Origin of the sequence: Thalassotalea fonticola, assembly GCF_032911225.1 — a bacterium.
GTDB classification, from domain to species: domain Bacteria; phylum Pseudomonadota; class Gammaproteobacteria; order Enterobacterales; family Alteromonadaceae; genus Thalassotalea_A; species Thalassotalea_A fonticola.
Genome location: NZ_CP136600.1, coordinates 1571316 through 1595524, shown reverse-complemented (window position 1 = coordinate 1595524; position 24209 = coordinate 1571316). Strand labels below are relative to the sequence as shown.

The window sequence follows — 24209 nt, the reverse complement described above, 5'->3', positions numbered from 1 at the left end:
ACGCATCGTGTTGCCCAATTCTGGAGAAAAATATGAACTTAATAAAATTATCTGGTATCGCTTTATCGGTAGCGTTAGCAACTCATTCTGCGCAAGCGTTTGATCAAACCTCACAAGACGATACTGGTATGATTATCGATACCAGTTATCCCGATAGTGCGCTGGAAATGTCTGAAGATATGGGCATTGCTTTAGGCAGCGATGTTGAAGCTGGTGAAGCTGAAGGTAATAAGTTTGACTTGCTTGATTTAGCCCACGATTTTTTCAATCAACACGTAGCATCTGGCGCAACAACATTGGCGTTTACTGTAGATGATGTTGACTTTGAATTTACCACGCGTATCGAATACAAATACGGTTTATTGCACCTTTATGGCACGAATACCGATGGCAATATTTTGCGTTTGATCCGTGGTGATAAAAATGGCTGGTTTGGCGATGTGAGTAATGGTACTGAGTCATTTAGTATTATAGATACCTACTCGTTAGGTGGATCTGCATGGTTCATTCATGCTTATAAAGTGCCTAATGTTGGTGACATCTTGGTTAATGGTAATTTACCTGTACCAGCGACTAAAGACGGCAGCACTAACCTCGATGTTGGGTATACCACAACACCATATATGGAATATATATATGGCAATAAATCGATAAGAGCATCAATTTTATGGCTGCATTACCAAACTCAAGATATTTTGGATAACAGTGGTGTCGATTATTACTTAAACCCATTATTTATTGAGCGTCAAGATAGTCGTTTCCTTAGTGAAAAAGACAAAGAAGAAGTTAGTAACCAGCAACTCGTGCATGGCCGCGAATACATGTTTGGTGATGCGTTAGGCGCCGAAAACTTGCGTGACTATATTAAAGACTTTGGTGTTGATTATGTATCCGCAATCACTCCTGGTGGCGGGTTTACTTGTGGCATACGACGTAACGAGTATAAATTAGACGATTTAGGTGGGCCTACGTTTGTCTATAAAGAAGAAAAAGATCGTGCTGAAATTGTCTATGGCACCATCTTAGGTGGAATGCGTCACCAATGTCGTAACAGACATATTGCTCGTCACTTTTTCTTTCACAACTTTGCCCAGGTGAATCGTTCTTATTATGAGAACCACCCATTATTACCCGCCAATAAAAGAACCGATTATGGCGGAAAAAGTGATTACGCCTACGGCAGTAAATGTAATGGTCAGGCAACGGTGATGAACTTGAACTTTAATCAAGAGTCTTTACCAATTCCGGTATTATCTTCACCAAATGTTAGCTATAAAGGCCAATCGTGTGGTGATGAAAGACACGATAATGCTAGAGCGGTAACTGAATCATTACCGTCTATGGCGAATAATGGTGTAATACCTACGCAAAGCGCCGATGTAAGCTTTAAATCGTCAGTGTTTTTAGCATTAGAAGGCACATCACATGCCGGTGTGACATTAGTTCGTGATGGTGATTTGAGTGAAAGTGCCAGTGTAGAAGTTGCATTTACATCGGTTGAAAGTGAATTTTCCGCGCTTGAAAATGTTGACTTTAAAGCAAAATTTGTTCGCGCCGAGTTTGCCCCAGGAGAAAGTGAGACAAGCGTAGATGTTCGCATTATTGATAATGATCAATATCGCGAAAATGCCGACATTCAAGCAGAATTATTCTTTGCTAAAAGATTGAATATTAAGACGAATAAAGCGCAAGTGATTATTCAAGATAATGATTCAGCCAAACCGGGGTCATTTAGTTTTAAAACCCGGACGCTTAACGTTAATGAAACTGATCAAACAGCTAGCATCAAAATTATCCGTAGTGGTGGTGAAGGTGGTCAAACGATTAATTACGCCTTTGTTGATGGCACGGCAAAAAGCGGTAGTCATTATAATGCGGTAAATGGTCAAGTATATTTCGCTGAAGGTGAGGTAGAGCAGACCATTGAAGTTGAATTACTGGCTAACGATTATCAAAACGTTGAAGTGAGTCAATTCCAGGTTATGATTGAAACCGATGTTTCAGGCGATATAAAAACCATGGATGTGATCATTGCTGATGATGAAGTAGCCACGGGCTCTGTTGCACTTGCAACAGATACTATTGATGTAGATTACTACGCGTCGCAAGCAACCATTACCTTAACTCGTGATGATGCATCAGCTGGTGAAATTCAAGTGCATTATAAAACAGTTGATGGTACTGCAGTTGCTGGCACTCATTTTGTTGAGGGATTCGGCACTGTTACTTTTGCTGCGGGTGAAGTTGAAAAAAACATCCACATTAAAAAGCTAAATGTTACCGAAGCGACAGAGCAAACGCAGTTTACCGTTGTAATGGCAAGCCCACAGTTGTCTGGTACTAAAATAGTAACCGTTAACCTGATGACTGAGCCTGAACGCGAAAGTGACTCTGAAGGCGGCTCATTAGGTTGGTTAGCAATATCAGCGTTAGCGTTAACTGGCTTAAGACGAAAAATTAGTTAATTAAGTAATGCTAGATAACTAGCAAGTAAGTAAACCTAATAAAATCCGCAGTAAATTTTTTTACTGCGGATTTTTTCGTTCAGGGATGAGCGAATGCAAAACGCCATGGATGGCATAAATTCTGTAACCTCGCGTGTGAGACTGAAGTCCCACCAACCATTTAAATTAAGTCACAGCATACTTCAGGAGGTCCCTCATCTCGCTCTGCTCGTGGGGGATGACGGTGTATCATTTCAGATATTGTATAGCCGTTTCTAGCGTAAATGAGCAGATAATTAGTGGACTTGGTATTAGTAATGATACCTACAGGAAATGATGGTTAATGCGCTCTCATCGACAACATAAACCAACCTATTGGTGTCATCAATGCGTCTAGACCAAAAACCAGATAGGTTTTCTTTTAAGGGCTCGGGTTTTCCAATCCCTTCAAATGGAGAGCGTTTAGTATCAAAGATAAGTTTGTTAATACGTTTTAGTGTTTTCTTATCCTGACTTTGCCAGTAAGTGTAATCAAACCATGCTTCATCAGTCCATGATAAAAGCAATTTACTCATTTATGATCTCTCGATGAGTAGTTTTTCCAGCCTTATATTGGGTAATAGATTTGCTTAAATGTTCAGCATTCGCTGGTGAACGAAGCAAATGAACTGTCTCCATTAAACCGTTATAATAATCCAGTGACATAACGACAGCATCCTCTGAGTCTCTACGAGTTATTACCGTGGTATCAGCATCGTTAATTACACCATCTAAAACCGACTTTAGACCATTTCTAGCCTCGGTAAATGAAACAATTTTCATTGTATACCTCTACATGTTCAATATTAGCTACAAGTATAATATATCCAAACAAAGTTGTACAACTAATAAGACATGTTTGACTATGTTTCATTATTTCGGGAACGATTGTTTTTAGGCACGTTATATCTGAATGGAGGTTGCGACCTCGGTAATTGCTCCATACATTCCTCTATCTACGTGCATGCCTGCACTAGTCCCAATGACGGCGAATCGTTTCTAGAAGAGTAGGTACAACCAACGACTAAAACTAGTTCTATGTAATGATTAATGGAATTAATGGTATTAGTTTTGAATAAAACCTTAATTGATACATAAGACATAAAAAAACCAGTTCAAATGAACTGGTTTTTAACGTTAGCCAAAAGGCTTTTAGTTTTTAATACTAAGGTTTTACTTCACCTTCAAAACCAGTACCTGTACATTGTGCGTCTAATGAGCCTATTGCACATAAACCGTTAGGACCTGATGTTAGTGTTTTAGCATCAAACTCTAAATCAAGTTCAAATGTTTTATCGCTACAGCCCCACACATGTTCGTCGAGTTCATTCAACGAGAAGCCACAAGAGCGAATAGTGTTACAACTTACTTGTCCTTCATTGATAGTACAAACATTTTTGTCTGCGATATAAATTGAACTCGCTGCTGCGTTTTCAGCAAATGTTACAGCATCTAATAAAACAGTATTTTGATGAACGCCTTCAACATAAGGTGTTAGTGTTTCCTCTAATGGTGCAACTAAGTCACCTTTGGCTACTATTAGTTCATTATTTACGTCATAAATATCCGCAGGGGCAGTAGGTACTGGGTTTAATTGATCGCTGTGACCGTAACAAATAGGCGTACCATCATCAATAAAACATACACGCTTGTTCGTCATCTTCAGGTTACTGATCGTGGTGGACGCATGGTTTATACTGTTATGTGAATAATCCGGGTTGCCCCAACATTGCAGACCATTGTCATCAATAACACAGGCAGAAGTACTAGATGTGAATAACTCTGTCGGGTTAACAAACTCCGGCATTACCGTGGTTATATCATAATCACCACCACCCCAACATTTCACAACCGTCGAAGTTACCGTGTCGATAGTTTCATCGCCAAGTGCACAAGAAGCCACAGCGGTTGCAACTAAGTTTTGTACGTTAGTTAACGTCGGCGTGTCATCAACGTTTGCAGACCCTTCAGGTGCAAAACAGTTAATGCCAGTATCATCGGCATAACACATATGATAAGTACCCATCACCATATGTGTGGGGTTGTTCGTTAATTGCTGTTCACCAGCGTATATTTTGATCTGACCATCTAAACAGAAAATTTCTTTAGTGCCAGCATCATCAACCATCACACAAGTACCAACTGCTGCAGCTGAATCGCCGTTTTGAATGATTGCATCGGCAGTAAAGTTGAATGTGTAGCCTTTAAGTGTTGTTGGTTTTGACCATTTATAGTCTTTTAGACACAGTAAACTGTCATCGGTTTTTAGGCCTAAACACATATCATAGCCAGGAAACTGTGCATTTGGTGCTGCGTCAAATACCGCTAACCCTTGTGCTTCATACGGCTGTGGATCGGCAGCATTTAAAATACCGTCGTTGTCGCTGTCCGGATCATCATCAACACATGAAGAAACCGAAGGGGCAACAGTTGCACAATCACCTAAGCCGTCTTTATCAATATCACTGATAAAGTTAGGGTTATTAGGTAAATCATCGTCTGCATCAACAATACCGTCATTATCGCTGTCATTGGTATTTGCTTGCTCTCTTTCTACCAATACTTGGGCAAGGGTAGCTAACTCATTTTGTGTTTTTAATGGCACACCTTCAGCGAAGAAATCAGACTTTAACCACTTACTTTCTACCGCATATTTTGCTGAAACACTACTTAGTGCCTCGGCTTTAAAATCAGCATAAAGACTGTCGTTAATCACGCCAAGATTGTTTCCAACAGACGCTAAAATTTGCTGGTGCACTAAATGGGTATATGGTGAAATAACAGCCGTGTAATCGCCAACTTCGTTTACCGCATCAGTCACCGGAAAGCTGTATAATTTAACCGGCATCAAAGCAAAATCATCATCACGTCGTGAAATGTCATCAGCGCCTTCACCGATATCAGCGACTAACGTACTGCGGTTAATTTGTTGAATTAAATCACCTGAAACCACAAGAGTAAAGTCGCCTTCATCAGCAGATACAGTTACCGGCTCACCTTCATCTAAAGTAAAGTTGTTGTTTAAATCTAAAAAGACGCTTGCACCATTAATGTATCCGTCGACCACTTTACCAACAATGTTAACACTGGCTGGTGTCACGCTTAATGTAACTGTGTGCGTTTGTGAGGTTGTTGTCGTAGATGCGGTAATGACTATGGTATATGTACCTACATCAGCAGCTGTTGGTTTTGCTGTAAAGCTACCTGTTGCAGCATCAAAACTAAAACCAGCCCAAGAAGGTTCACCCGATACCGCGTATGAAACGTTTGCTGCTTCGGTATCGTTTACGGTTGGAGTGAATACCACTTCATTATCGGCGACAACAGTTAACGTTGACTGACCTAAAAGTGAGAATACATCATTAACGGTTAACGTAAATGGTGCTAGTGCGGTTGAGTCGGTGCCATCGGTTGCTGAAATTGTAATGTTTTCATAAACCCCAGATTTGCCTTGTGCCGGCGTGCCTGAAAGAGTACCTGTGTCTGAGTTAAATGACGCCCAAAGTGGTTTGTTGCTAACTGCAAATGTAACAGTATCGCCATCTGAGTCTGTTGCTGTTGGTGTAAAGCTATATAGTACGCCTTCATCGACAGAAGTTTCGGCAGCTCCTGTTATCACTGGAGCGCTGTTGGTTGTATTATTGCCTGGATCTGGCTCATCCGAGCCTCCGCCACCACCGCCACCACAGGCAGTTAAGCCTAAAGTTGCAGCAATTAACAAGGCTAAAGTAGATTTATTTAAATTTTTGCTCATAGTTTCTCTCGTTGGTGATAGTAATGAGCAAGCGAGTTATTGTTGTTTTTGAGGCTTACTCTTAAAAATTATTCACCATCCAGATTATGTTATTGAGCCATTGCTAGTTGTTAAAAAATGTAAAAACAAAGAGCTGTAAAAATAGGAAACTTAGTCGTTATGTTCTATAGGTAAAAATAGCTATGTTTCATAGGGTTGAGCCCTTAATTTAAAAAATTAATTAAGAGCTGTCCAACAGGGGGGAAGGCTATAAAATATACCGTCTTCTTATTGTCACCAGTAGTACACATATCAGTAACAACCAATTTACACTACCACCAGAGTTGCTCGACTTTATTTTAGCAATATTAATCGTCGCGCTTGCTGCGACAGATTCTCGCTCACCAACTTTAACGATAAGTTCGACTGTTGCTTTGCTATCTTGTTCGACATTTGGCAGGGTGAAGGTGATCTCACTTTGTGATGTACTATTAAGTGAAATTGCCGGGCCAGTACGCTGTTGCCAAACATACTCTATGGTGTCAATGTTGCTGGGGTTAGTGCTTTCAATGGCTGATAAGGTGATTGTATCGCTCTCATTGGCCGTTATACTTACATTTTCTTGACCGTTTATTTTGGCAACGGGTACTCCTTGAAAATGTATGTCATTAAAACTTTTTTCCGACTGTATTTGATTATTTATTGCATGTTTTAGGTTAAACGTTAGCGCTTGGTCAAACGCTAAGCCTTGCGTGTTTAAATTAACAATGACTTCGGTATTGTTGCTGCTAGCGACTTGCTCAATATTGATCGTTAGCATGCCATTGGCAAATGAAAAGTTTTCTGAAACGCTTAACACTTCGACACCATCCGGTAATGGCATCTCTATCGAGTGATTTAGTGATTGTTCACCGTTGTTTGCATCAATAAATACTTTTAACTGTAATGGCTCAGCTGCATTTACTTGCTCAGGAGCATATAACGCGATAGTACTGCTTGTTCGATTAATTCGAACCGGAATAAAGCCAATGTCTTCTTGTTTATCTAGCGTTGAAGACAGGCCAACTGCACTAACGTATTGCTCACCACTCACCATATTGGCATTCCAGGCTATGTTTAAACCAATATCGGTAAGGTTTTCAATAGTCGAATTTGTCGAAGCAACCATTGAACCGTCATTTTCATTAATGGTGAATACTTCAAATTCGATCGTATCACTGACATTACTTGGATTAATAATGTCGCCATAATTGTGAATAAGCACGTAATAATTCGCATTAGCAGGATTATCTATTTTGCACATTTCCATTGCAGACGGCGAGGCGCTTTCACACACTAAACTCGTCATTTCATGGCTGGTATCGGGCATGCCGTTATAGTTCCAGTCATAACCTATATATAAGTCTAAGTCGGGGGAGGTGGTAGATTGAATACTGACTTCCATGTAACGTGTGCCCAAATGGGTGTTTAGTGGAATCGCGAAGAAGGTATCATAGTCGTTGTATATATTGAATGGATAAGCTGTTGTGTCAAAATCGTCACGATTTAACTCGATTTGGTATTTGTCGATTTTACCAATGCTATAAGGCGTTGTGTAAACTTCATCGACGGCAATGGTTACTACATCGTTGATATTTGCTTGGCCAATATTTGCATCAGCATTGATGATGATGTTGTCTGGGTATTTACCTTTTTGAAATGTCGCAATTAACGGCAGTGTCGCCTGTGCTAAGTTTTCGCTGTTATCAATAATGATATCGGCACTTACATATTCGCCAGTATAGTCACTATTAATTTTTCCACGAAATTCGATACTAATTTCTTCATTGGCATTTAAAGAAAATTCATTAATTGAGGCACTAACCTCAACGCCAGTGCTTTGATTGGTGATAATTACCTGAAAGTTTGCCGCAGTAGTCGCTTTAAATGTACGTGACCAAACGCATTCGATCATACATTTATTGCCCACAAGTGCAGGTAAATTAAGGGATTGGATATTACCTTGCAAGCTTGGGTCAGCGTTATAAAAATTTTCGCTGGTTTCATTCATCACCAATGCAGAATTGACAGCACGATCAATGAGAATGTTACCGGTACCTCTATCAAAAAAGCCGGCAGGCGTTGAGTCTGCTTTATAAACGGCATTATTAGCGGTAAGCATCAATGCAGACTGTGCTTCACTAGGAGACCAATGTGGTTTTAACCCTGATATTAATGCCAACGCACCAGCTACGTGCGGGCTTGCCATTGAAGTCCCATCTAAAAAGGCGTAAGGCGGTTGTTCAGCATTACTATAAAACGGCTGCTTTTCTGCATTTGCCGCATAAATGGCAACACCAGGCGCGGAAACGTGAGGTACTAGATATTCGTTAAAAATAGGCTCTGGACCACGAGAGCTAAAATCAGCAATGATATTGCTTTGACTTTTATCATGGATTTGTTCGCTATCTGATATTCTCACTATGGTATCAATATTGGCTTCAACAAAGTTAATTAAAGATTGTCCTGATAGGTAACCAATGTGAATAGTCGGTAATACATGAAAATCGCTATTTAATTGTTCGCCTTCCGCAACTTTATTAACTAATACCATACCAGCAGCGTTACCAGCTAACGCATTACTGCCTTTTTCAACTCTAGGTATGGCGCCACGTCGACAAATAACAATTTTACCGGTTAACGAGTTTTCATCAAATGGACGTAAACAGTCACCATTATTAAATTCATCACCATCGATTATCGTTGCAGTTACGCCACTTGTTGCGGCATAACCGTAAATAGTTTCAAAACCGATGTTAGAGTCATCAATGGTCAATGATTTTTGCGAATAAGCTCTGCCATGACTCACTGCCGCGACTGATGTTAGCCATGGTGCATTGCCCGGACTAATAAGGGTTTTTTCTTCTGGCCCCATATTACCTGCCGATGTGGCAACATGTATTCCTGCATCTCTGGCACTTAACATAGCCAAAGCATCTAGGCTGTACCAAGGGCTGATTGCTTCTCCACCAATGGAATAGTTGATCACTTGAACGCCATTGGCTATGGCATGCTCTACCGCTAAAACAGCGATGTCTGGCCAGCAACCATCTAGATCACACACCTGATAGGAAACAATATTCGCATGTGGCGCTACTCCGCTTATTTGACTAAAGCTTTGTTCACTTTTATCACCGATAACATTATACACAGGCACATTTTTAAGAACGTTACCAGCGGCTGTACTGGCAACGTGGCTACCATGACCTTGCACGTCCAGGCCAATAGGGTCATCACCAGAAAAGGTCGCATAGTTTGTAATTTCAGGGTGACTCCAAATGCCAATAAGTTTGTCATTGCAGTAGTGCTGATATTCTTCAAGAGCACAATCTCCTAGGTATTTTCCCTCACCTAATGGGTTTATATGTTGATAGTTATCAGCACCTACTGCGGCAAAAGAAGGGTGATTAGCTGAAACACCTGTATCGATAATACCCACAATAACACCTTCACCTTTATATGCGCCATGCCCGGTTTGCCCTTGCCAAACTTGTGGCGCATTAATGTGCTGTGGACCAGCATTGGTCGATAGCTTGTGTGGCTTTATTTTTTGCACAGCTTTTACTTTTGAAAATGACTTCAGTGCGTCTAGATCTGTTTTTGTTAAACGGGCGGTAAAACCGTTTATCGCTAATTGAAAAGAATGCTCTGCTGTTACTTGCTTACTTTGTTTTTGATTAAGCTGAGTAATTACATTTTGTTGCTGTACAATAAGCTTATTGCGATAATCTTGAATGGCTTTACTGTGAATATTGAGTTTGTTATTAGTCGATTTATTTGCCATTAATTGCGCGGCGCTGTTGCTTGCATTAAAGGTAGCAACAGAAGGTTCAGTTAAAATCACCACGTACAAATTGTCTGTATCTCTGGATTTTTTAGTTTTATTGGCACTGGTTTTTATTGCAATAGTTTTTTTAGAATTAACCTCAAGATTAAGCGGAGCTTTAACTGCAAAAGATGAAAACGGAGTTATCGCCACACTAAGCATTAACAATGACAATGTATAAAACTTCAAATTCTTTAAAATCACAACAACCTCAACAACCATGGATTTACTCAGTACTATTGCAAATCGGCTAATTTAATAAATAGCTGTCGATAGTACTTTAATTAGGCAAATTTAACTGGTTATTTTAAGCAAACTGGCCAACCGAAAATGTTAATTAACGTTAACTGGTTTTATCAGATCTGACTAACAATACCAGCAAGCTGTAATGCTCATGTAACAAGTTGTTTTCAGAGTATTTTATTGCTCGAAATGACAATGAAATTAGAACAACCCTATTTATTATGTTGAAAAATATTTCTTCATTTAGCCGTTCAAACAATATTATGTTCGGATTATTAGGTAATTTATTATGTCAATAAAAATGAAAAGTGCTGTCGCACTAGCAATATCATTAGCAATTAGCCCGTTAGCGTTTGCAAAAGATGGCCAAAAGGTTGGTTCTCCTGACTCTACTGAGCATGTTATTGAAGATAACAAACATGCGCCACGCATATCGGTAAAAGAACGGCTTGAAGAAGATTACGGTTTAAGCTTATCTGCCGATTATATAGCCTTTGGAACCACCTCAGGTGATACTATGGAAGGTACTGATGATTCAGCCGCATCGGGAGTTTTTCGTCTTATGGGCTCATGGGCTGCCACAGAAAACGGTTCATTAAACTTTAAAATTGAACATCGCCACGCTTACACCGACGAAGCGCCAAAGATGTACGGTATTAATAATATCGGTATGGCGAGCTTGTCAGGCGCAGCATTTAATGATCAAGGTGCTCGTGTAACTAACCTTTACTGGCGTCAAAACTTTAATGACGGTAATACCGTAGTTTGGGCTGGTTTTATGGATATTACCGATTACCTTGATGCCTATGCTCAAGCATCTCCCTGGACCGATTTTTCTAACTTAGTGTTCTCAACCGGTAGCGGCACAATGGCTCTGCCAGATGATGCCGCATTTGGTATGGCTGCAGCGCATATGATCACCGAAAATGTATACGTTCTTGGTGGTATTGCGGACGCGTCAGGTATGTCTGATATGGACGAGATGAGCGATAATGTTGATAAGTTTCTAAACGATGAAAAGCATCATAAATCGATTGAACTAGGTTATACCGGTGCCGGCAAAAGCCGTATCTACCTAGATAATGTGCACGTTACTTATTGGCATCAAGATGGCGGTACACGTCATGATAACAACGCCTCGGGTGATGATAGTGAAGGTGTTAACTTTTCAGCAAGTTTCATTATGGGTAAATGGATGCCATTTATTCGTGGTGGTGTAGCAGAAGGTAGCGCGCCAATGCTGGAGCAATCTTTATCGATTGGTACCGGCTATTATGGCTTGCTGAAAGAAGGTGACACTTTAGGTGTTGCAGCAAACTGGGGTAAGGTAAATAAAGAAGCCTTTGGCACTGATCAAGATCAATACATTGGTCAGGTTTACTACAAAATACCGGTGACTGATTATTTACAGTTAATCCCAGACGTACAGTACGTGCGCAATGGAGCGATCAGTAATGAAGAAGATCAAGTGATATTCGGTTTACGGGCGCGTATTATTTTGTAGATGCTAAATTTTGTGCAAAAACATAACTATGAATAGTTTTAGGTCATTACTTTGCCGGTAATGACCTTTTTTTTTGTAAAAAATACCTTACAATTTATATATCTATATAAATCGTCAAAAACAGGTAAAGGGTCTATTAGCATAGGTAATAAAGCTAAACTATGACTCTTTACCAACAATAAATTAAATGTGGGATACTTATGAACCTTTCATTAACTGAAGAACAAATGATGATTCAGGATATGGCGAAGAAGTTCGCTGAATCTGAATTAGCGCCAGTGGCGGCCAAGCTTGATGAAACAGGCGATCAAGAGATTTTCAAAAACAATCTGGCACAATTGTGTGAACTAGGTTTTATGGGCTTAAATATTAAAGCCGAATACGGCGGAGTTGAAGCCGGAGTTGTCGCTTTTTCATTAGCTGTAACCGAAATTGCTAAAGCTTGTGCCTCTACCGCAGTGACAACGTCTGTAACCAACATGGTCGCGGAAGTTATTCAAGCCGTTGGAAATGAACAGCAAAAGCAAACGTACTTACCACGAATTTGTTCTGGTGAATACTTGGCCGGCGGCTTTTGTTTGACTGAATCAGGTGCAGGTTCAGATCCTGCAGCAATGAAAACAACCGCAGTTAAAGACGGTGATGAATACATATTAAATGGTAGTAAAATATTTATTACCAGCGGCAACTTTGCTGGTGTGTTCGTGGTTTGGGCGGTAACTGACCCTGATGCGAAAAAAGGTCGTGGCATTTCTTGTTTTATTGTTGAAGCCAATACCCCTGGTATTAACATCAGCAAAAACGAAGACAAAATGGGGCAGAAAGCTTCTCCTACCAATGAAGTACATTTTGAAAACTGCCGTGTCCCAGCAAGTGCATTAATGGGCACTGAAAACAAAGGTTTCGGTGTTGCTGTTGGTGAATTAGCTGGTGGCCGTATTGGTATTGGTTCACTTGCTTTAGGTATTGGTTTAGCTGCGCTAGATTATGCTAAAGAATACACCAAAGAGCGTAAGCAGTTTGATCAGCCAATAAGCAACTTTCAAGGTTTACAATGGATGTTAGCTGAGCGCTACACCGAATTGGAAGCAGCAAGGTTATTATTGATGCAAGCCGCGCATATTAAAGAGCAGGGTGGGGCGTTTGGCACCGCTGCTTCTATGGCAAAGCTGTTTGCTGCAGACAAAGCTAATAAAGCTTGTTATGACGCTTTGCAAATGATGGGCGGCGCAGGCTACATTAAAGAATATCCACTTGAACGTATGGCTCGTGATGTACGCATTACTTCAATTTATGAAGGTACCAGTGAAATTCAAAAAGTGATCATTGCTCGCGACTTACTTAGCTAGAAACTTAAGTTTTTAAAGGGGTCAGTGATATTTAAGCATTTTTATAATGTTAAATATCACTGACCCCTTTATTGTTTTAAGAAACAGTTTTGCAGTTATCGATAATACAAAACCACAAGAAATTAAGTACTGTTTAACGCATAATGATAAATAGAATGTCTAATATCAATGTTATCAACTTGGTATAACTAGACTGTATTTCAAGGGAAAAACAATGACAGCCGAAACTCAGGCGCAGCCAACAGGCATGCTACGCAATTTTTTAATTACATGTAAAACTCATTATTCTGGCGTTGCAATAAGTGTCATAATAGCGATTGCTTCCGGTGCTTTAGCCACACGTTATGATGCACCGGTAATGCTATTCGCCTTATTACTTGGTTTGGCTTTGCATTTTTTATATGAGTCACCAAAACATCAAGCCGGTATAAATTTCTCATCCCGTGCTGTACTTCGTTTTGCCGTTGCCTTGTTAGGCGTACGTATTGCTTTTTCTGATATCGTTTCTTTAGGCATTACTCCACCAATGATAGTCATGGTTTCTATGGCCATTATGATCGCTTTTGGTGTGCTTTTTGCTCGAATGTTAGGGCTATCTAAAGTGTTTGGCGTGTTATCTGCTGGCTCAGTTGCAGTGTGTGGTGTTTCAGCTGCGGCGGCAATATCAACGGTGTTGCCGAAAAAAGAATATGAAGAGAAATTCTTTGCCTTAACGGTTATTGGCGTTACCACATTAAGTACCATTGCCATGGTGGTTTATCCATTAATAGTCTCGTATCTGGGCTTACCTGATGATTTAGCCGGGGTATTTATTGGTGGTTCTATTCATGATGTCGCACAAGTAGTTGGTGCGGGTTACTCTATTTCGCCAGAAGCTGGTGATATTGCTACTTACATTAAGCTGTTGCGGGTAGCTTTGTTACTGCCAATTGTGATGATCATCTTTTTTGCTTTTAAAGAGCGGGATGCCAAAATGGAGGGCGGCGTATCTACTTTTATCCCAACATTCTTGATTGGTTTCTTTGTGTTGGCGCTGCTGAACAATGTTGGATTAATTCCTGCAGAGCTTGCCAGTGTCATTAAAACCCTATCTAGCTGGTGTTTAGTGGTATCTATTGCTGCGATAGGCGTTAAAACGTCTTTAAAACAAATAGCATCAGTTGGTTGGAAGCCTGTTGTGTTGATAACTGCTGAAACAGTGCTGTTTGCCGCACTTATCTTAGCTGGAATATATTTGTTCGCTTAATTCCTGCTACTTGTATGCTCTACGACTAAAGCCTGAATATACGCTAATATTCAGGCTTTTTTTGATTCAGGGACTAATCAATGCAAATCGTCAAGGACCGTTCCTTCACATCCATGTGATCACGGCATTCATTACTTCGTGTAAATTATGGCAATAGATTTGTAAAGGTTTAGGTGAAAAATGCATGCAGAGAACTCTAGATATGGTGTATTTCTTCAGCAAAAGGCTAAACTTAAATTAGGCTTATTAATAAAAATAAGACAAATCCACAAAAAATATAGGGTTTCATTATCAATCATGAAACCTCTTACGCTCAAAATGACAAGTGTAAAATGCTTGCTTATTCCTAAAAATAAATTTTTAAAATAATAATATCTAATAAAAACAAAGGTTAATAACTAAATCTTAAGTCGTTAGCCGAATTGTGAGCAAACGTAAAAGTGTTCGAAATAAGGACAAATGGCTGCTAATTTTAAAGCCATGAAGTTTGATTAGAAGTAATTAAACGAAAACCAAGATAATAAATATCCTTATAAATTGGAGCAACAGATGGAATCAACAGTTATTCGACCAATGGCAAAACCAGAAATGGTTGCCGATGATCCTGCTGAACAAGCGTTACTTGACCGAATCAAGTCAGGTGAGTTAATTGAAAACGTTGATGAGTTAACCCCTCGTTACCGTAAAGTATTAGAAAATACCCTAGAGATAGCTGCAGCAGGCGAAGTTACCGTACTAACCTGGGCACAAACCGGTTATGTAAATGCACCTGACTTAGGCGCGAAAATGGCAATTTCTGGCTCTATTCAAGATGAAGTTGGCCATGCACATCAGCAAGGTATGTTGTGGGAGCGTTTCGGTGTAGATATGCACAAAGAAGCATTTGAGCGTCCACCTGAGAAGTTCTGGTCAATGCCGGTACTTGAGTTCGAAATTAAAAACTACATCTACTTTGTTGTAGCGCAAGCATTCTTAGACAGAGCGGGTCGTTACACTACATGGGACATCGAATTACACTGTTCTTTTGCCCCATACCGTCGTGCCTTGAAAAAAGTAAATTTTGAAGAAGCATTCCACATGCGTCACGGCTCTTACTGGATGGAGTTCTACTGGAACTACAACGAAGAAACACGTGCAATGGTACAAGAAGCTGTTGATTGGGTATTCCCACACGGTGTGTTCTGGTACGGCCGACCTGATGCCATGAAAGGTAAAATGGATCAATTGATTTACGGTGTGCGTAAATGGTCAAACGATGAAATGCGTGATAAATGGTTACAGTCTGCATGTAACTTAGCTAAGCGAATTGGCTGTGAAGTACCTGCACATTTTGATGAAGATGAAGGTAAATACGTATTAGATCTTCCATACCCAATGACTTGGGATCGTGAAACTGGCGATTGGATTTGGGAAAAATGTGAATGGTCTGATGTTGTTGGCAACATGAAAAAAGGTGGCCGCATGCGTCCAGCTATTTATGAACGTCTACAACGTGAAGAATGGGGCGCATCATTTTGGTAAATCAACAATTACAACTTATTGATATCAGATGCGCCACGTTAAACGATGCAAATACTAATGAGTGGAGTAAATTATTTTGGTAAACGAGCAATTACAACAAATTAATGTCACGTTAAAAGAAGTCATTGATCCTCACATGGGCGTGAATATCCTCGATATGGGGATGGTCAAACGTGTAGAGGCAACGGTTGATAGCGGCATTTATGTTGGATTGGTTTTACCTTGTATAGGCTGTCCAGCATTAGAGCTAATGATGGCTGATATTAGAAAACGTGTTGGCGCTTTAGACGGCGTTGAAAAAGTGAAAGTGAAAGTTGAATGGGGCCATCAATGGGACCGTACACACATCACCGAGGAAGCTCGCGAAAGAGCAGCCCGTCACGGTTACGTTATTTAAATGAATTACAGTCAGCAATGGCTAAAAGAGAGAAGATATAAAATATGAGCAAGCTTGATCATAAAGCGGATGCCAAAGTTTACGAAGTATTTGGTCGCGAAAAAATAGACAAAGAATTAAGCCATTTAGGTTGTATTTACGCGCTGAACGAAGATTTAGCCAGAGCACAAGCGTACATGACTTACTCAGAGAAGCCATGGGTAGAGTTATGCTGTGTTCGCCAAGATCACATCTTGGGCATTATTGGTAAAGAAGATACACCAATCGGTTTTGCATAATGACGAATAAACATAACCCTAAAACTGATAGAGAGCAGAAAGTATTCAAAGATGAATACGATCAAACTGTTGAGTGTCCATGGTGTAAGTCTACCGACACTCAAGTTGCCAGTCCTTTTGGTGGCACAGTGTCAGAAATTCTATTTAAGTGTAACGGTTGTAAGCAAACATTCGGTTGGATGAAATGGCAACACAAAATGCCTGAATAAGGCCGTTGCATTAACTAATAAACAATTTATATAGGCTCTGCAGAGGCATGCATAGAGCTAACAGCAGAGCAGATAGAAAGGTGAAAGAAATGAAAATAGATAATAACTTAATGGCAGAATTACTTTGTATCGCCGATACGGAGTGGGTACTAGGTCACTGGTACACAAGAAGCTTGATGAATAGCCGCAACTTACAAGATGCAACCGCACTTGGTGCTATGTCACAAGATACATGGGGACATACCCGTGCAATCTTCCGTTATTTAGAAGAAGAAAATAACTTACCTGATTTTCAAATTGAATTTGGTCGTAAAGCAGTAGATGTTCACAACATGGACATGTTAGATAATCCACCACAAAGCTACGGTGATTATATTTTAACAACCTACTTAGCTGAACTTGCTGTATGGCGCTTAATGGCGACGTTTAAAGATGGTAACCATGCAGATATTGCTTCAATGATGACTGCATTTGGTAAAGAGTGTTACTTCCATCGTTTAAACTCAGATGGTTGGTTCACCCTGTTCACAGAAGAAGAGAAAAACGAAGCGATTAATGCACTTCCAGCTCGTTTAGGGGCTGCAATTGCTTGGTTTGGTACAGATAAAGCTTCAAGCGAATGTCCTTTACTTGAATCTGGTGTTCGTAGCCAATCAGTGAGTGATGCTCGTGCAATGTTTATCAAAGAAGCAACAACTAAACTTGCCAAAGTACTGGATATTACTGAGCAAAAAGTTGAAGCACTGGTTGATAGTATCAACCCGAGCGAGCGTAACAATCGTCGCCGTCGTGTTGAAGGTTCAGAAATGTCGGCAGCGTTATGGGAATACGTAGTACCTACTAACGAAGGTGCAATTCTTGCGCGTCGTCCATTATCAATTTCAGTGCAAGATGAAATCGATTTATGGGACAAGCCTGAAACAATCGCATTCGATTACGATTAATTCTGTAGCAAATCTTGCTTCAAAATAATATCAAAGCCTTGGTGATTTTTTTGCCAGGGCTTTTTTAATACCTTCAGCTAAAATAAGAAGAATAATAATGAAAAATTTAATAATTAAATCCAGCGTTGCAATATTACTGCTAATAACATCGATTAATAGCCATGCCTCTGCAGTGTTATTTGAAAATGTGAACATATTCGATGGCAAAAATGAACAACTAAAAAACAAGCATCATGTGTTAGTGGTTGATGATAAAATTAAAAAAATCAGTAAAGTCAAATTCGACATTGAAAACGGTACTGTCATCATTGATGGTACAGATAAAACCTTGATGCCAGGAATGATTGATGTACATGCGCATTTGGCAATCACAACAGCCTTAAGTAAAATTCATGGCTATGTCAGCCCGGAAGAAAACGCCATTCGTTCAACGTTAACGGCGAAGACGTTTATTGATGACGGTTTTACTACAGTTCGAGATGTTGGTGGCCATACCTTTGCGTTGAAAAAACTTATAGATCAAGGTCTCGTTCCAGGCCCTAGAATTTACCCATCAGGCGCGTTTATCTCGCAAACATCAGGCCATGGTGATTTTCGAACGCCGGCAGAGCCGCATGCGAGCACAGGCCATGTAGATGCAGGGCATCGATTAAAAATGGGTAAAGTGGTTGATGGTAAAGCTGAAATTTATCGCGCGGTTCGCGAAAACTTACGCCAAGGTGCTACGCAAATAAAAATCATGGCAAGCGGTGGGGCTGGCTCTGATTTTGACCCGCTTGATTCATTACAGTTTCAACCAGAAGAACAATTGGCCGCGGTAAATGCTGCCAAAGATTGGGGTACCTATGTAACCGCTCATTTACTTACCGACGCAGCCATTTCGCGTGCGCTAGATTCTGGAGTGATGGGCGTAGATCATGGTTTAATGATCAAAGAACGAGGCATGAAAAAGTTGGTTGAGAAGGGGGCATTTTTAGCTCCTCAATTTAATGCTACATCGCCTCGTTTAACTGAATTGCCAGGCCTGCAACAAGTGAACATTGATAAAATTGTTAATGCGCAAAAAGACATGGCCGATTTAATTCCGTTAATTAAAAAATATCAACCGAAAGTTCCATTTGCTGTAGATGCGTTTGGCCCTCCGTCAAGTCATATTAAGCAACGTCGATATGAACTTTATTGGGGCGCCGAACTATTCGGCAACTTTAACACGTTAAAGCGTGCAACATCGGTTTCTGCTGAATTTGTCGCGCAGTCTGGCAAGCGTAATCCTTATGGCAAACTTGGCGTTATTGAAGAAGGTGCTTTAGCCGACTTATTATTGATTGATGGCAACCCTTTAAATGACATTTCTTTAGTAGGCGCTGACGATGGTTGGTGGGATGCTGAAACTAATGAAATTGAAACTATACAAGTGATTATGAAAGATGGCGAGTTTCATAAAAATACTTTATAGAGCTATAGTTTAGCCGATTACAATATAAGGCTTATCTAATACCGAGCGGTATAAACAGAGCATCGCAATTGCTATGCTCGTTATGATAAGCCTATTCGTTTTTAAAGGGGTATTATCAAAGGCATAGATATAAACCTGATAAACAGTTAAAGAATAATCAGACCCTAAATAGAGGCACTTATGGATTTTTCATTAGACGAGATGCAAACTATCGCCGTAGATAGTTTTAAAAAATTCTTACAAGCAGAAATTAAACCTATCGCCGATGAATATCGCGACAAATATATTCCAACACCATTAGCTAAAGAAATTCAAGCAAAGCTTGCTCCATTTGGCGTAGTGAATGGTTTCTTACCAGAAGAGCTTGGCGGCTTTGATATGGACGCTGTAACGCTTGGTTTAATGATGCATGAATTAGCCAAAGTATCTCCAGACATTGCGATAACCACATTAATTTATTTTGCCTCGGGTAAAATGGTTTCAGGTACACCTGAGCCACTTCGTAGTAAGTACCTTGAAGGCTTCATTAATTGTGAATTGATTGCTTCGGTTGCTATCTCTGAACCTGGTACAGGCTCAGATATCTCTTCTGCTACTTGTCGTGCTAAACCAGATGGTGATGAGCACTTTATTATCAACGGCGAAAAAATGTGGATATCAAGTGGTGATTACTCCGACTTTATGTATGTATTGGTTAACGTTACTGAAGGTGAAGAAACCGGACTTGCAGTATTTTTAGTTGATCGTGAAGAGCACGGTTATGAAACTACTAACATTGATAAAACTGCTCTAAACAGTCAATCAACGGCACAAGTATTCTTTGATAATTGCCGTGTGCCAAAAGAAAATATGGTGGCAACGCCAGGCCAAGGCCTGAAAATGTTATTAACACTGTTGCAATCGTCTCGTCCAATTGTTGGCTTAATGGCAATGGGTATTGCGCAAGCTGCTTTTGATGAAGCCGTACAGTACGCATTAGATCGTGTGCAATTTGGTAAGCCTATTGCGGCAAAACAAATTGTTCAAGAAAAATTAGCAACCATGGCTACCCAAATAGAAGCGGGTAAACTTATGGCGTTTAAAGCATTAAGCTCAATTGATCAAAAGAAACGCTCAGATATTGATGCGGCTATGGCGAAATGGTTCTGTACTGATTTGGCTTGTGAAATTGTTGATGAAGCCACAAAGATTCACGGTGGTAATGGTGTTACTCGCGAATTCCCGGTTGAATATATGGCGCGTGCAGCAAAGGTGTTCCGAGTAACAGAAGGAACTAACGAAATTCAAAAGCTAATGATTGGCCGTGCCATCACTGGTTTGAACGCCTTTTAGGTTAAAGCTAATACAAAAATATAAGAGATAAATATTATGAATTTTGATTTAACCATGGAACAGCAAATGATCGCCGATATGGCCGCTGATCTTGCTAAAAAATATGACCCAGAATACTGGCGCGAAATGGATGAAAATAAACAATATCCACAAGAATTTATGGAAGAAATTGGTTCACTAGGTTTTTTTGGTTTGCCACTTGCTGAAAAGTGGGGCGGTGCCGATGCTGGATTAACCGATGTTGCATTAGCTATGGAGGCGTTATGTCGTGGCGGTGGTGGCGGTGGCCCTGCATTGGGGTATTTATTTGGTTTGCTAGGTAACTTATCTGTTGCCCATCATGCTAATGACAGGCAAAAAGAAAAATACTTACCAGCATTTGCCGCTGGCGCGAAAACCTGTGCATTCGCTTTATCTGAGCCAAATGCAGGTACCAACTCATTAAACATTGAAACATTTGCCAAAAAAGATGGTGATGATTACATCATAAGCGGCGGTAAATGGTTTATTACCAATATTGACAATACCGATGCTGTTCTTATTGTTGCTCGTACAACCAAGAAAGAAGATGTGAAAAATAAAGCTGCCGGTATTTCTTTATTCTTAGTAGACCTGCCATGCGATGGTATTAGCTACACACCAATTGATAAGCACGGTTATCATTATTATAAATCGTTCCAAGTATTCTTTGATAATGTACGTGTCTCAAAAGATTGTTTGCTTGGTGAAGAAGGCAAAGGTTTTTACCAGCTATTAGGCACCTTAAACCCTGAGCGTATTTTAATTGCCTCTGGCGCCTGTGGTACGGCAAAACTAGCTCTTGAACACGCGATTGAGTATGCCAAAGAGCGTAATGTATTTGGCCAACCAATAGGTGCTCATCAAGCGGTACAGCATCCATTAGCAGCTGCATATGCCAAAGTTGAAGCTGCCTGGGGACAAGTGTTAAAAGCTGCTACGTTATATGATGAAGGTAAGTCAGATAAAGAAGTAGGCGATGTTGCAAATATGGCGAAATGGCTTGCCGCAGAATCTGCATTAGAAGCTACTCACCATGCTATGCAAACCTTAGGTGGTTGTGGTTTCGCCCGCGAATATCACGTTGAGCGTTGGTTTAGAGAATGTCAGCTATTTAGGTTAGCGCCAGTAACACAACAAATGACGTTAAACTATTTAGGGGAACACGTTTTAGGTTTACCTAAATCGTACTAGATATAATTTACAGGGTTTCGTAGGGGATAACGCCTGATTAAAATCGAACCAACCAGGTTGGAGTTAACTTGGTTGGCGTGAATTTATTCGCGCGTTATGAAAATAGGGAGCACTTAAGTTATACAATCAATATCTTATTGATTTATTTATTAAATACTTTAAAAAACACATCTTCGAACTACCCATTTTACATTTCTCTGCTATACATAAAGTAATAATACCAAATGAAATGAATATCTAATCATTTTGGCTGGTTAAAATAAATAACTACTGTGTTATAAAATTAATATGTAGAACAACTAGATATTTAATTTTATGCCTTGTATTTATTCATTTTCCCTCAGCCAAAAGTAGATAACATATTTATTTCAGTTGGTATAAAAATTACTAATAAGAATTGTCGTTCCAGGAGAAAATTATATGTCTCAACTTTTTCTGTGCATAAGTTTGCCTAAGCTTGCACTAGCTTTACTTGCTTCAATGTCATTTTCAGCGCTATCAGCCGAAGAAAATGCTGCAGATAAAGCCGCAAAAGAGTTAGCAAACCCTAATACAGCCTATGCTTCGTTAAATTTTAAATTTCAACATCGCACCTATGAAGGAGATATTCCAGGCGCTGACGACCAAGATGGACAAATGATACTGTTTCAACCCTCATTACCTTTTCCACGTGATGATGGCACTAAAATTATTTGGCGACCAGCAGTTCCAATGCATATCTCTACGCCATGGCAAGAAGAGTCGGGTTTAGGGGATATCTCTATGGATGTTGCTTATGCATTTGCACCACCGAAAGATAACCCTGGAGAGTTAATGGCGGTAGGGATATTTACTTCATTACCTACTGGCGATGAAAAAGTAGGTGGCGGCGAAGCGACAACCTTGGGACCAGAGTTTTTATGGGGACAAATATCTAAAGACGGTATTATAGGTATGTTTCCAAACCACCAATGGGATGTGGCCGGCGATATTGATATCAGTATAACTTCGTCACAATTCTTTTATGTAAAACTGCCTGGTGGTGGTTGGAACTACGGTAGTTCACCGACCATTAGCTATGATCATAAAGCCGAGGAGTGGACCATTCCGCTAAACTTCTCATTTGGTAAAACTGTTATGTTTGGTACAAGACCTTGGAAACTTGGTATGGAAATTAACTATTATGTTGAAAAGCCAGATGCCTTTGGTCCTGAATGGATGATCAGCTTTAATGTATCGCCTGTGGTCGAAAACGTTATGGCAAACTGGTTTAAATAAAGCATCACAGCTAAAAATAAAAAACGCTAAATTTAGCGGTTTTTTGATCCAGGGATTAATCAATGCAAGTCCTCATGGATGAGCATTGATTTGTAGTGTTAAAACTTTAAATTATTAATCCGCTCTAAATATGACTTTCGATAATCAGCCGGTGAGTTGCCTGTCCAACGATTGTAAGCCTTATTAAATGAACTTGAGCTGGTATAACCAAGTTTAAAAGCTATCTGCTTAATTTGCATTCCTGGTTGTTGTAATAAGTGCCTTGCTAATACTGGTAATACTTTATTTTTAATGGTGTTTAGATCGGTGTTCTGTTCATTTAACTTCATATTAATAAAGTCTAGACTCAAACCTAAATCTTTACTGATATCACCATTGTCAATGTTGTTACTTAATACTGTATCTATAAACCAAGATCTAACTTTTAATACCATATTGTCTGGAGTTATTTCAATGAGTCGTTTTGAAGCCAATTGATAATAAGCCAAATTACAATGACTATCACCAGCAGGTAAAAGCATCGTTAAGCGCTGTTTGTTGATCAGTATTTGACCTTTATTCTCAGTGGTTGTTTCAACAACACAACCAGCAAGCTTGGCAAGCTTTTCCTGAGTTCTTTGTTCAATTCCTTCCGGCACTATAATTTTGTCAGGACTAAAATCTTTATGGGCAACAGTGCGTAAATTTGACAAGCTTGCCGAAATGCCGCCTTGAATAGTTTGATAATGAATATTATCTTCAATTACGTCTTTATCAGGGAGAAAGGTTAACACGCCATATTCATCCGTTTCTTCAAATGATGCGGTGTTAAAAATAAATAAAATACGAGAAAACTCAGCCCAAAATTCAAAAAAACAACGTAAAGTTGTTGCAGAACTTACCGCTAAACCAAAAATACCGAATAAGGCTGGATTGATAGGTTTGGCAAAATTTAATTGAATGGGAAATTGCAGGTTTGTTTCGCCCCATTTTTGAATAATATTTTTTATATATTTTCGGCCGCTAACACTTAAATCGTCCGCATGAATATAACTATTTAATAATGATGATATGTCATCATTCAAATTTATTTGTTCAGAATAAATCTTTTTAAATGCTTCTAAAATAAAAAGATAACGTTTTGTATGGCCAGCAACTTCAAGTTTCATATAATATATCTTTTCAATTAATTGTTTTTGAA

18 protein-coding genes are annotated in these 24209 nt (G+C 39.7%); 13 read left to right on the top strand and 5 right to left on the bottom strand.

Features of this window, described 5'->3' with window-relative positions; all coding sequences use genetic code 11:
* The first annotated feature begins 32 nt into the window (after positions 1-32).
* Positions 33-2465 (top strand): Calx-beta domain-containing protein, encoded by a 2433-nt coding sequence (locus RI844_RS06570; protein ID WP_348397643.1) that lies wholly within the window; start codon positions 33-35, stop codon positions 2463-2465.
* Between the two features lie 290 nt (positions 2466-2755).
* Here RI844_RS06570 and RI844_RS06565 read toward each other — a convergent pair whose 3' ends face one another.
* From RI844_RS06565 to RI844_RS06550, 4 genes are all read right to left on the bottom strand, one after another.
* A complete protein-coding gene (locus tag RI844_RS06565) occupies positions 2756-3019 on the bottom strand; it encodes a Txe/YoeB family addiction module toxin (RefSeq protein ID WP_348397642.1) in 264 nt (87 codons plus the stop codon).
* Positions 3012-3266 (bottom strand): type II toxin-antitoxin system Phd/YefM family antitoxin, encoded by a 255-nt coding sequence (locus RI844_RS06560; RefSeq protein ID WP_348397641.1) that lies wholly within the window; start codon positions 3264-3266, stop codon positions 3012-3014. The genes RI844_RS06565 and RI844_RS06560 overlap by 8 nt, the downstream gene beginning before the upstream one ends.
* A gap of 382 nt (positions 3267-3648) precedes the next feature.
* The gene (locus RI844_RS06555; RefSeq protein ID WP_348397640.1) at positions 3649-6237 is read right to left on the bottom strand and encodes a putative Ig domain-containing protein; all 2589 of its coding nucleotides are present in this window, start codon (positions 6235-6237) and stop codon (positions 3649-3651) included.
* 247 nt (positions 6238-6484) lie between these two features.
* On the bottom strand, positions 6485-10303 hold the full coding sequence (locus RI844_RS06550) for a S8 family serine peptidase (protein WP_348397639.1): 3819 nt from the start codon (positions 10301-10303) through the stop codon (positions 6485-6487).
* Between the two features lie 310 nt (positions 10304-10613).
* Between RI844_RS06550 and RI844_RS06545 the strand changes: the two genes are divergently transcribed.
* From RI844_RS06545 to RI844_RS06490, 12 genes are all read left to right on the top strand, one after another.
* Positions 10614-11828, top strand: a complete 1215-nt coding sequence (locus tag RI844_RS06545; RefSeq protein ID WP_348397638.1) for a carbohydrate porin — start codon at positions 10614-10616, stop codon at positions 11826-11828.
* A gap of 200 nt (positions 11829-12028) precedes the next feature.
* A complete protein-coding gene (locus tag RI844_RS06540; RefSeq protein ID WP_348397637.1) occupies positions 12029-13177 on the top strand; it encodes an acyl-CoA dehydrogenase family protein in 1149 nt (382 codons plus the stop codon).
* 214 nt (positions 13178-13391) lie between these two features.
* Complete coding sequence (locus RI844_RS06535; protein WP_348397636.1) at positions 13392-14423, top strand: YeiH family protein; 1032 nt, start codon at positions 13392-13394, stop codon at positions 14421-14423.
* Between the two features lie 549 nt (positions 14424-14972).
* Positions 14973-15944 carry a 1,2-phenylacetyl-CoA epoxidase subunit PaaC gene (locus RI844_RS06530; RefSeq protein WP_348386503.1) on the top strand — a complete coding sequence of 324 codons (972 nt, stop codon included), beginning with the start codon at positions 14973-14975 and terminating at the stop codon, positions 15942-15944.
* Between the two features lie 76 nt (positions 15945-16020).
* A complete protein-coding gene (locus RI844_RS06525) occupies positions 16021-16341 on the top strand; it encodes a metal-sulfur cluster assembly factor (RefSeq protein WP_348397635.1) in 321 nt (106 codons plus the stop codon).
* 44 nt (positions 16342-16385) lie between these two features.
* Positions 16386-16619, top strand: coding sequence for a hypothetical protein (locus RI844_RS06520; RefSeq protein ID WP_348386501.1), 234 nt, complete (start codon positions 16386-16388; stop codon positions 16617-16619).
* Positions 16619-16828 (top strand): PaaD-like zinc ribbon domain-containing protein, encoded by a 210-nt coding sequence (locus RI844_RS06515; RefSeq protein WP_348386500.1) that lies wholly within the window; start codon positions 16619-16621, stop codon positions 16826-16828. The genes RI844_RS06520 and RI844_RS06515 overlap by 1 nt, the downstream gene beginning before the upstream one ends.
* Positions 16829-16917: 89 nt before the next feature.
* The gene (locus RI844_RS06510; RefSeq protein ID WP_348397634.1) at positions 16918-17772 is read left to right on the top strand and encodes a Phenylacetic acid catabolic protein; all 855 of its coding nucleotides are present in this window, start codon (positions 16918-16920) and stop codon (positions 17770-17772) included.
* A 97-nt stretch (positions 17773-17869) separates the two neighbouring features.
* Positions 17870-19228: a metal-dependent hydrolase family protein gene (locus tag RI844_RS06505; protein WP_348397633.1), complete on the top strand. Its 1359-nt coding sequence runs from the start codon at positions 17870-17872 to the stop codon at positions 19226-19228.
* A 180-nt stretch (positions 19229-19408) separates the two neighbouring features.
* A complete protein-coding gene (locus RI844_RS06500) occupies positions 19409-20560 on the top strand; it encodes an acyl-CoA dehydrogenase family protein (RefSeq protein WP_348397632.1) in 1152 nt (383 codons plus the stop codon).
* A gap of 36 nt (positions 20561-20596) precedes the next feature.
* Positions 20597-21772 carry an acyl-CoA dehydrogenase family protein gene (locus RI844_RS06495; RefSeq protein ID WP_348397631.1) on the top strand — a complete coding sequence of 392 codons (1176 nt, stop codon included), beginning with the start codon at positions 20597-20599 and terminating at the stop codon, positions 21770-21772.
* Between the two features lie 420 nt (positions 21773-22192).
* A complete protein-coding gene (locus RI844_RS06490) occupies positions 22193-23029 on the top strand; it encodes a hypothetical protein (protein ID WP_348397630.1) in 837 nt (278 codons plus the stop codon).
* Between the two features lie 98 nt (positions 23030-23127).
* On the opposite strand, the gene RI844_RS06485 is transcribed toward RI844_RS06490, so the two are convergent.
* Positions 23128-24177 (bottom strand): helix-turn-helix domain-containing protein, encoded by a 1050-nt coding sequence (locus RI844_RS06485; protein WP_348397629.1) that lies wholly within the window; start codon positions 24175-24177, stop codon positions 23128-23130.
* Positions 24178-24209 lie beyond the last annotated feature (32 nt).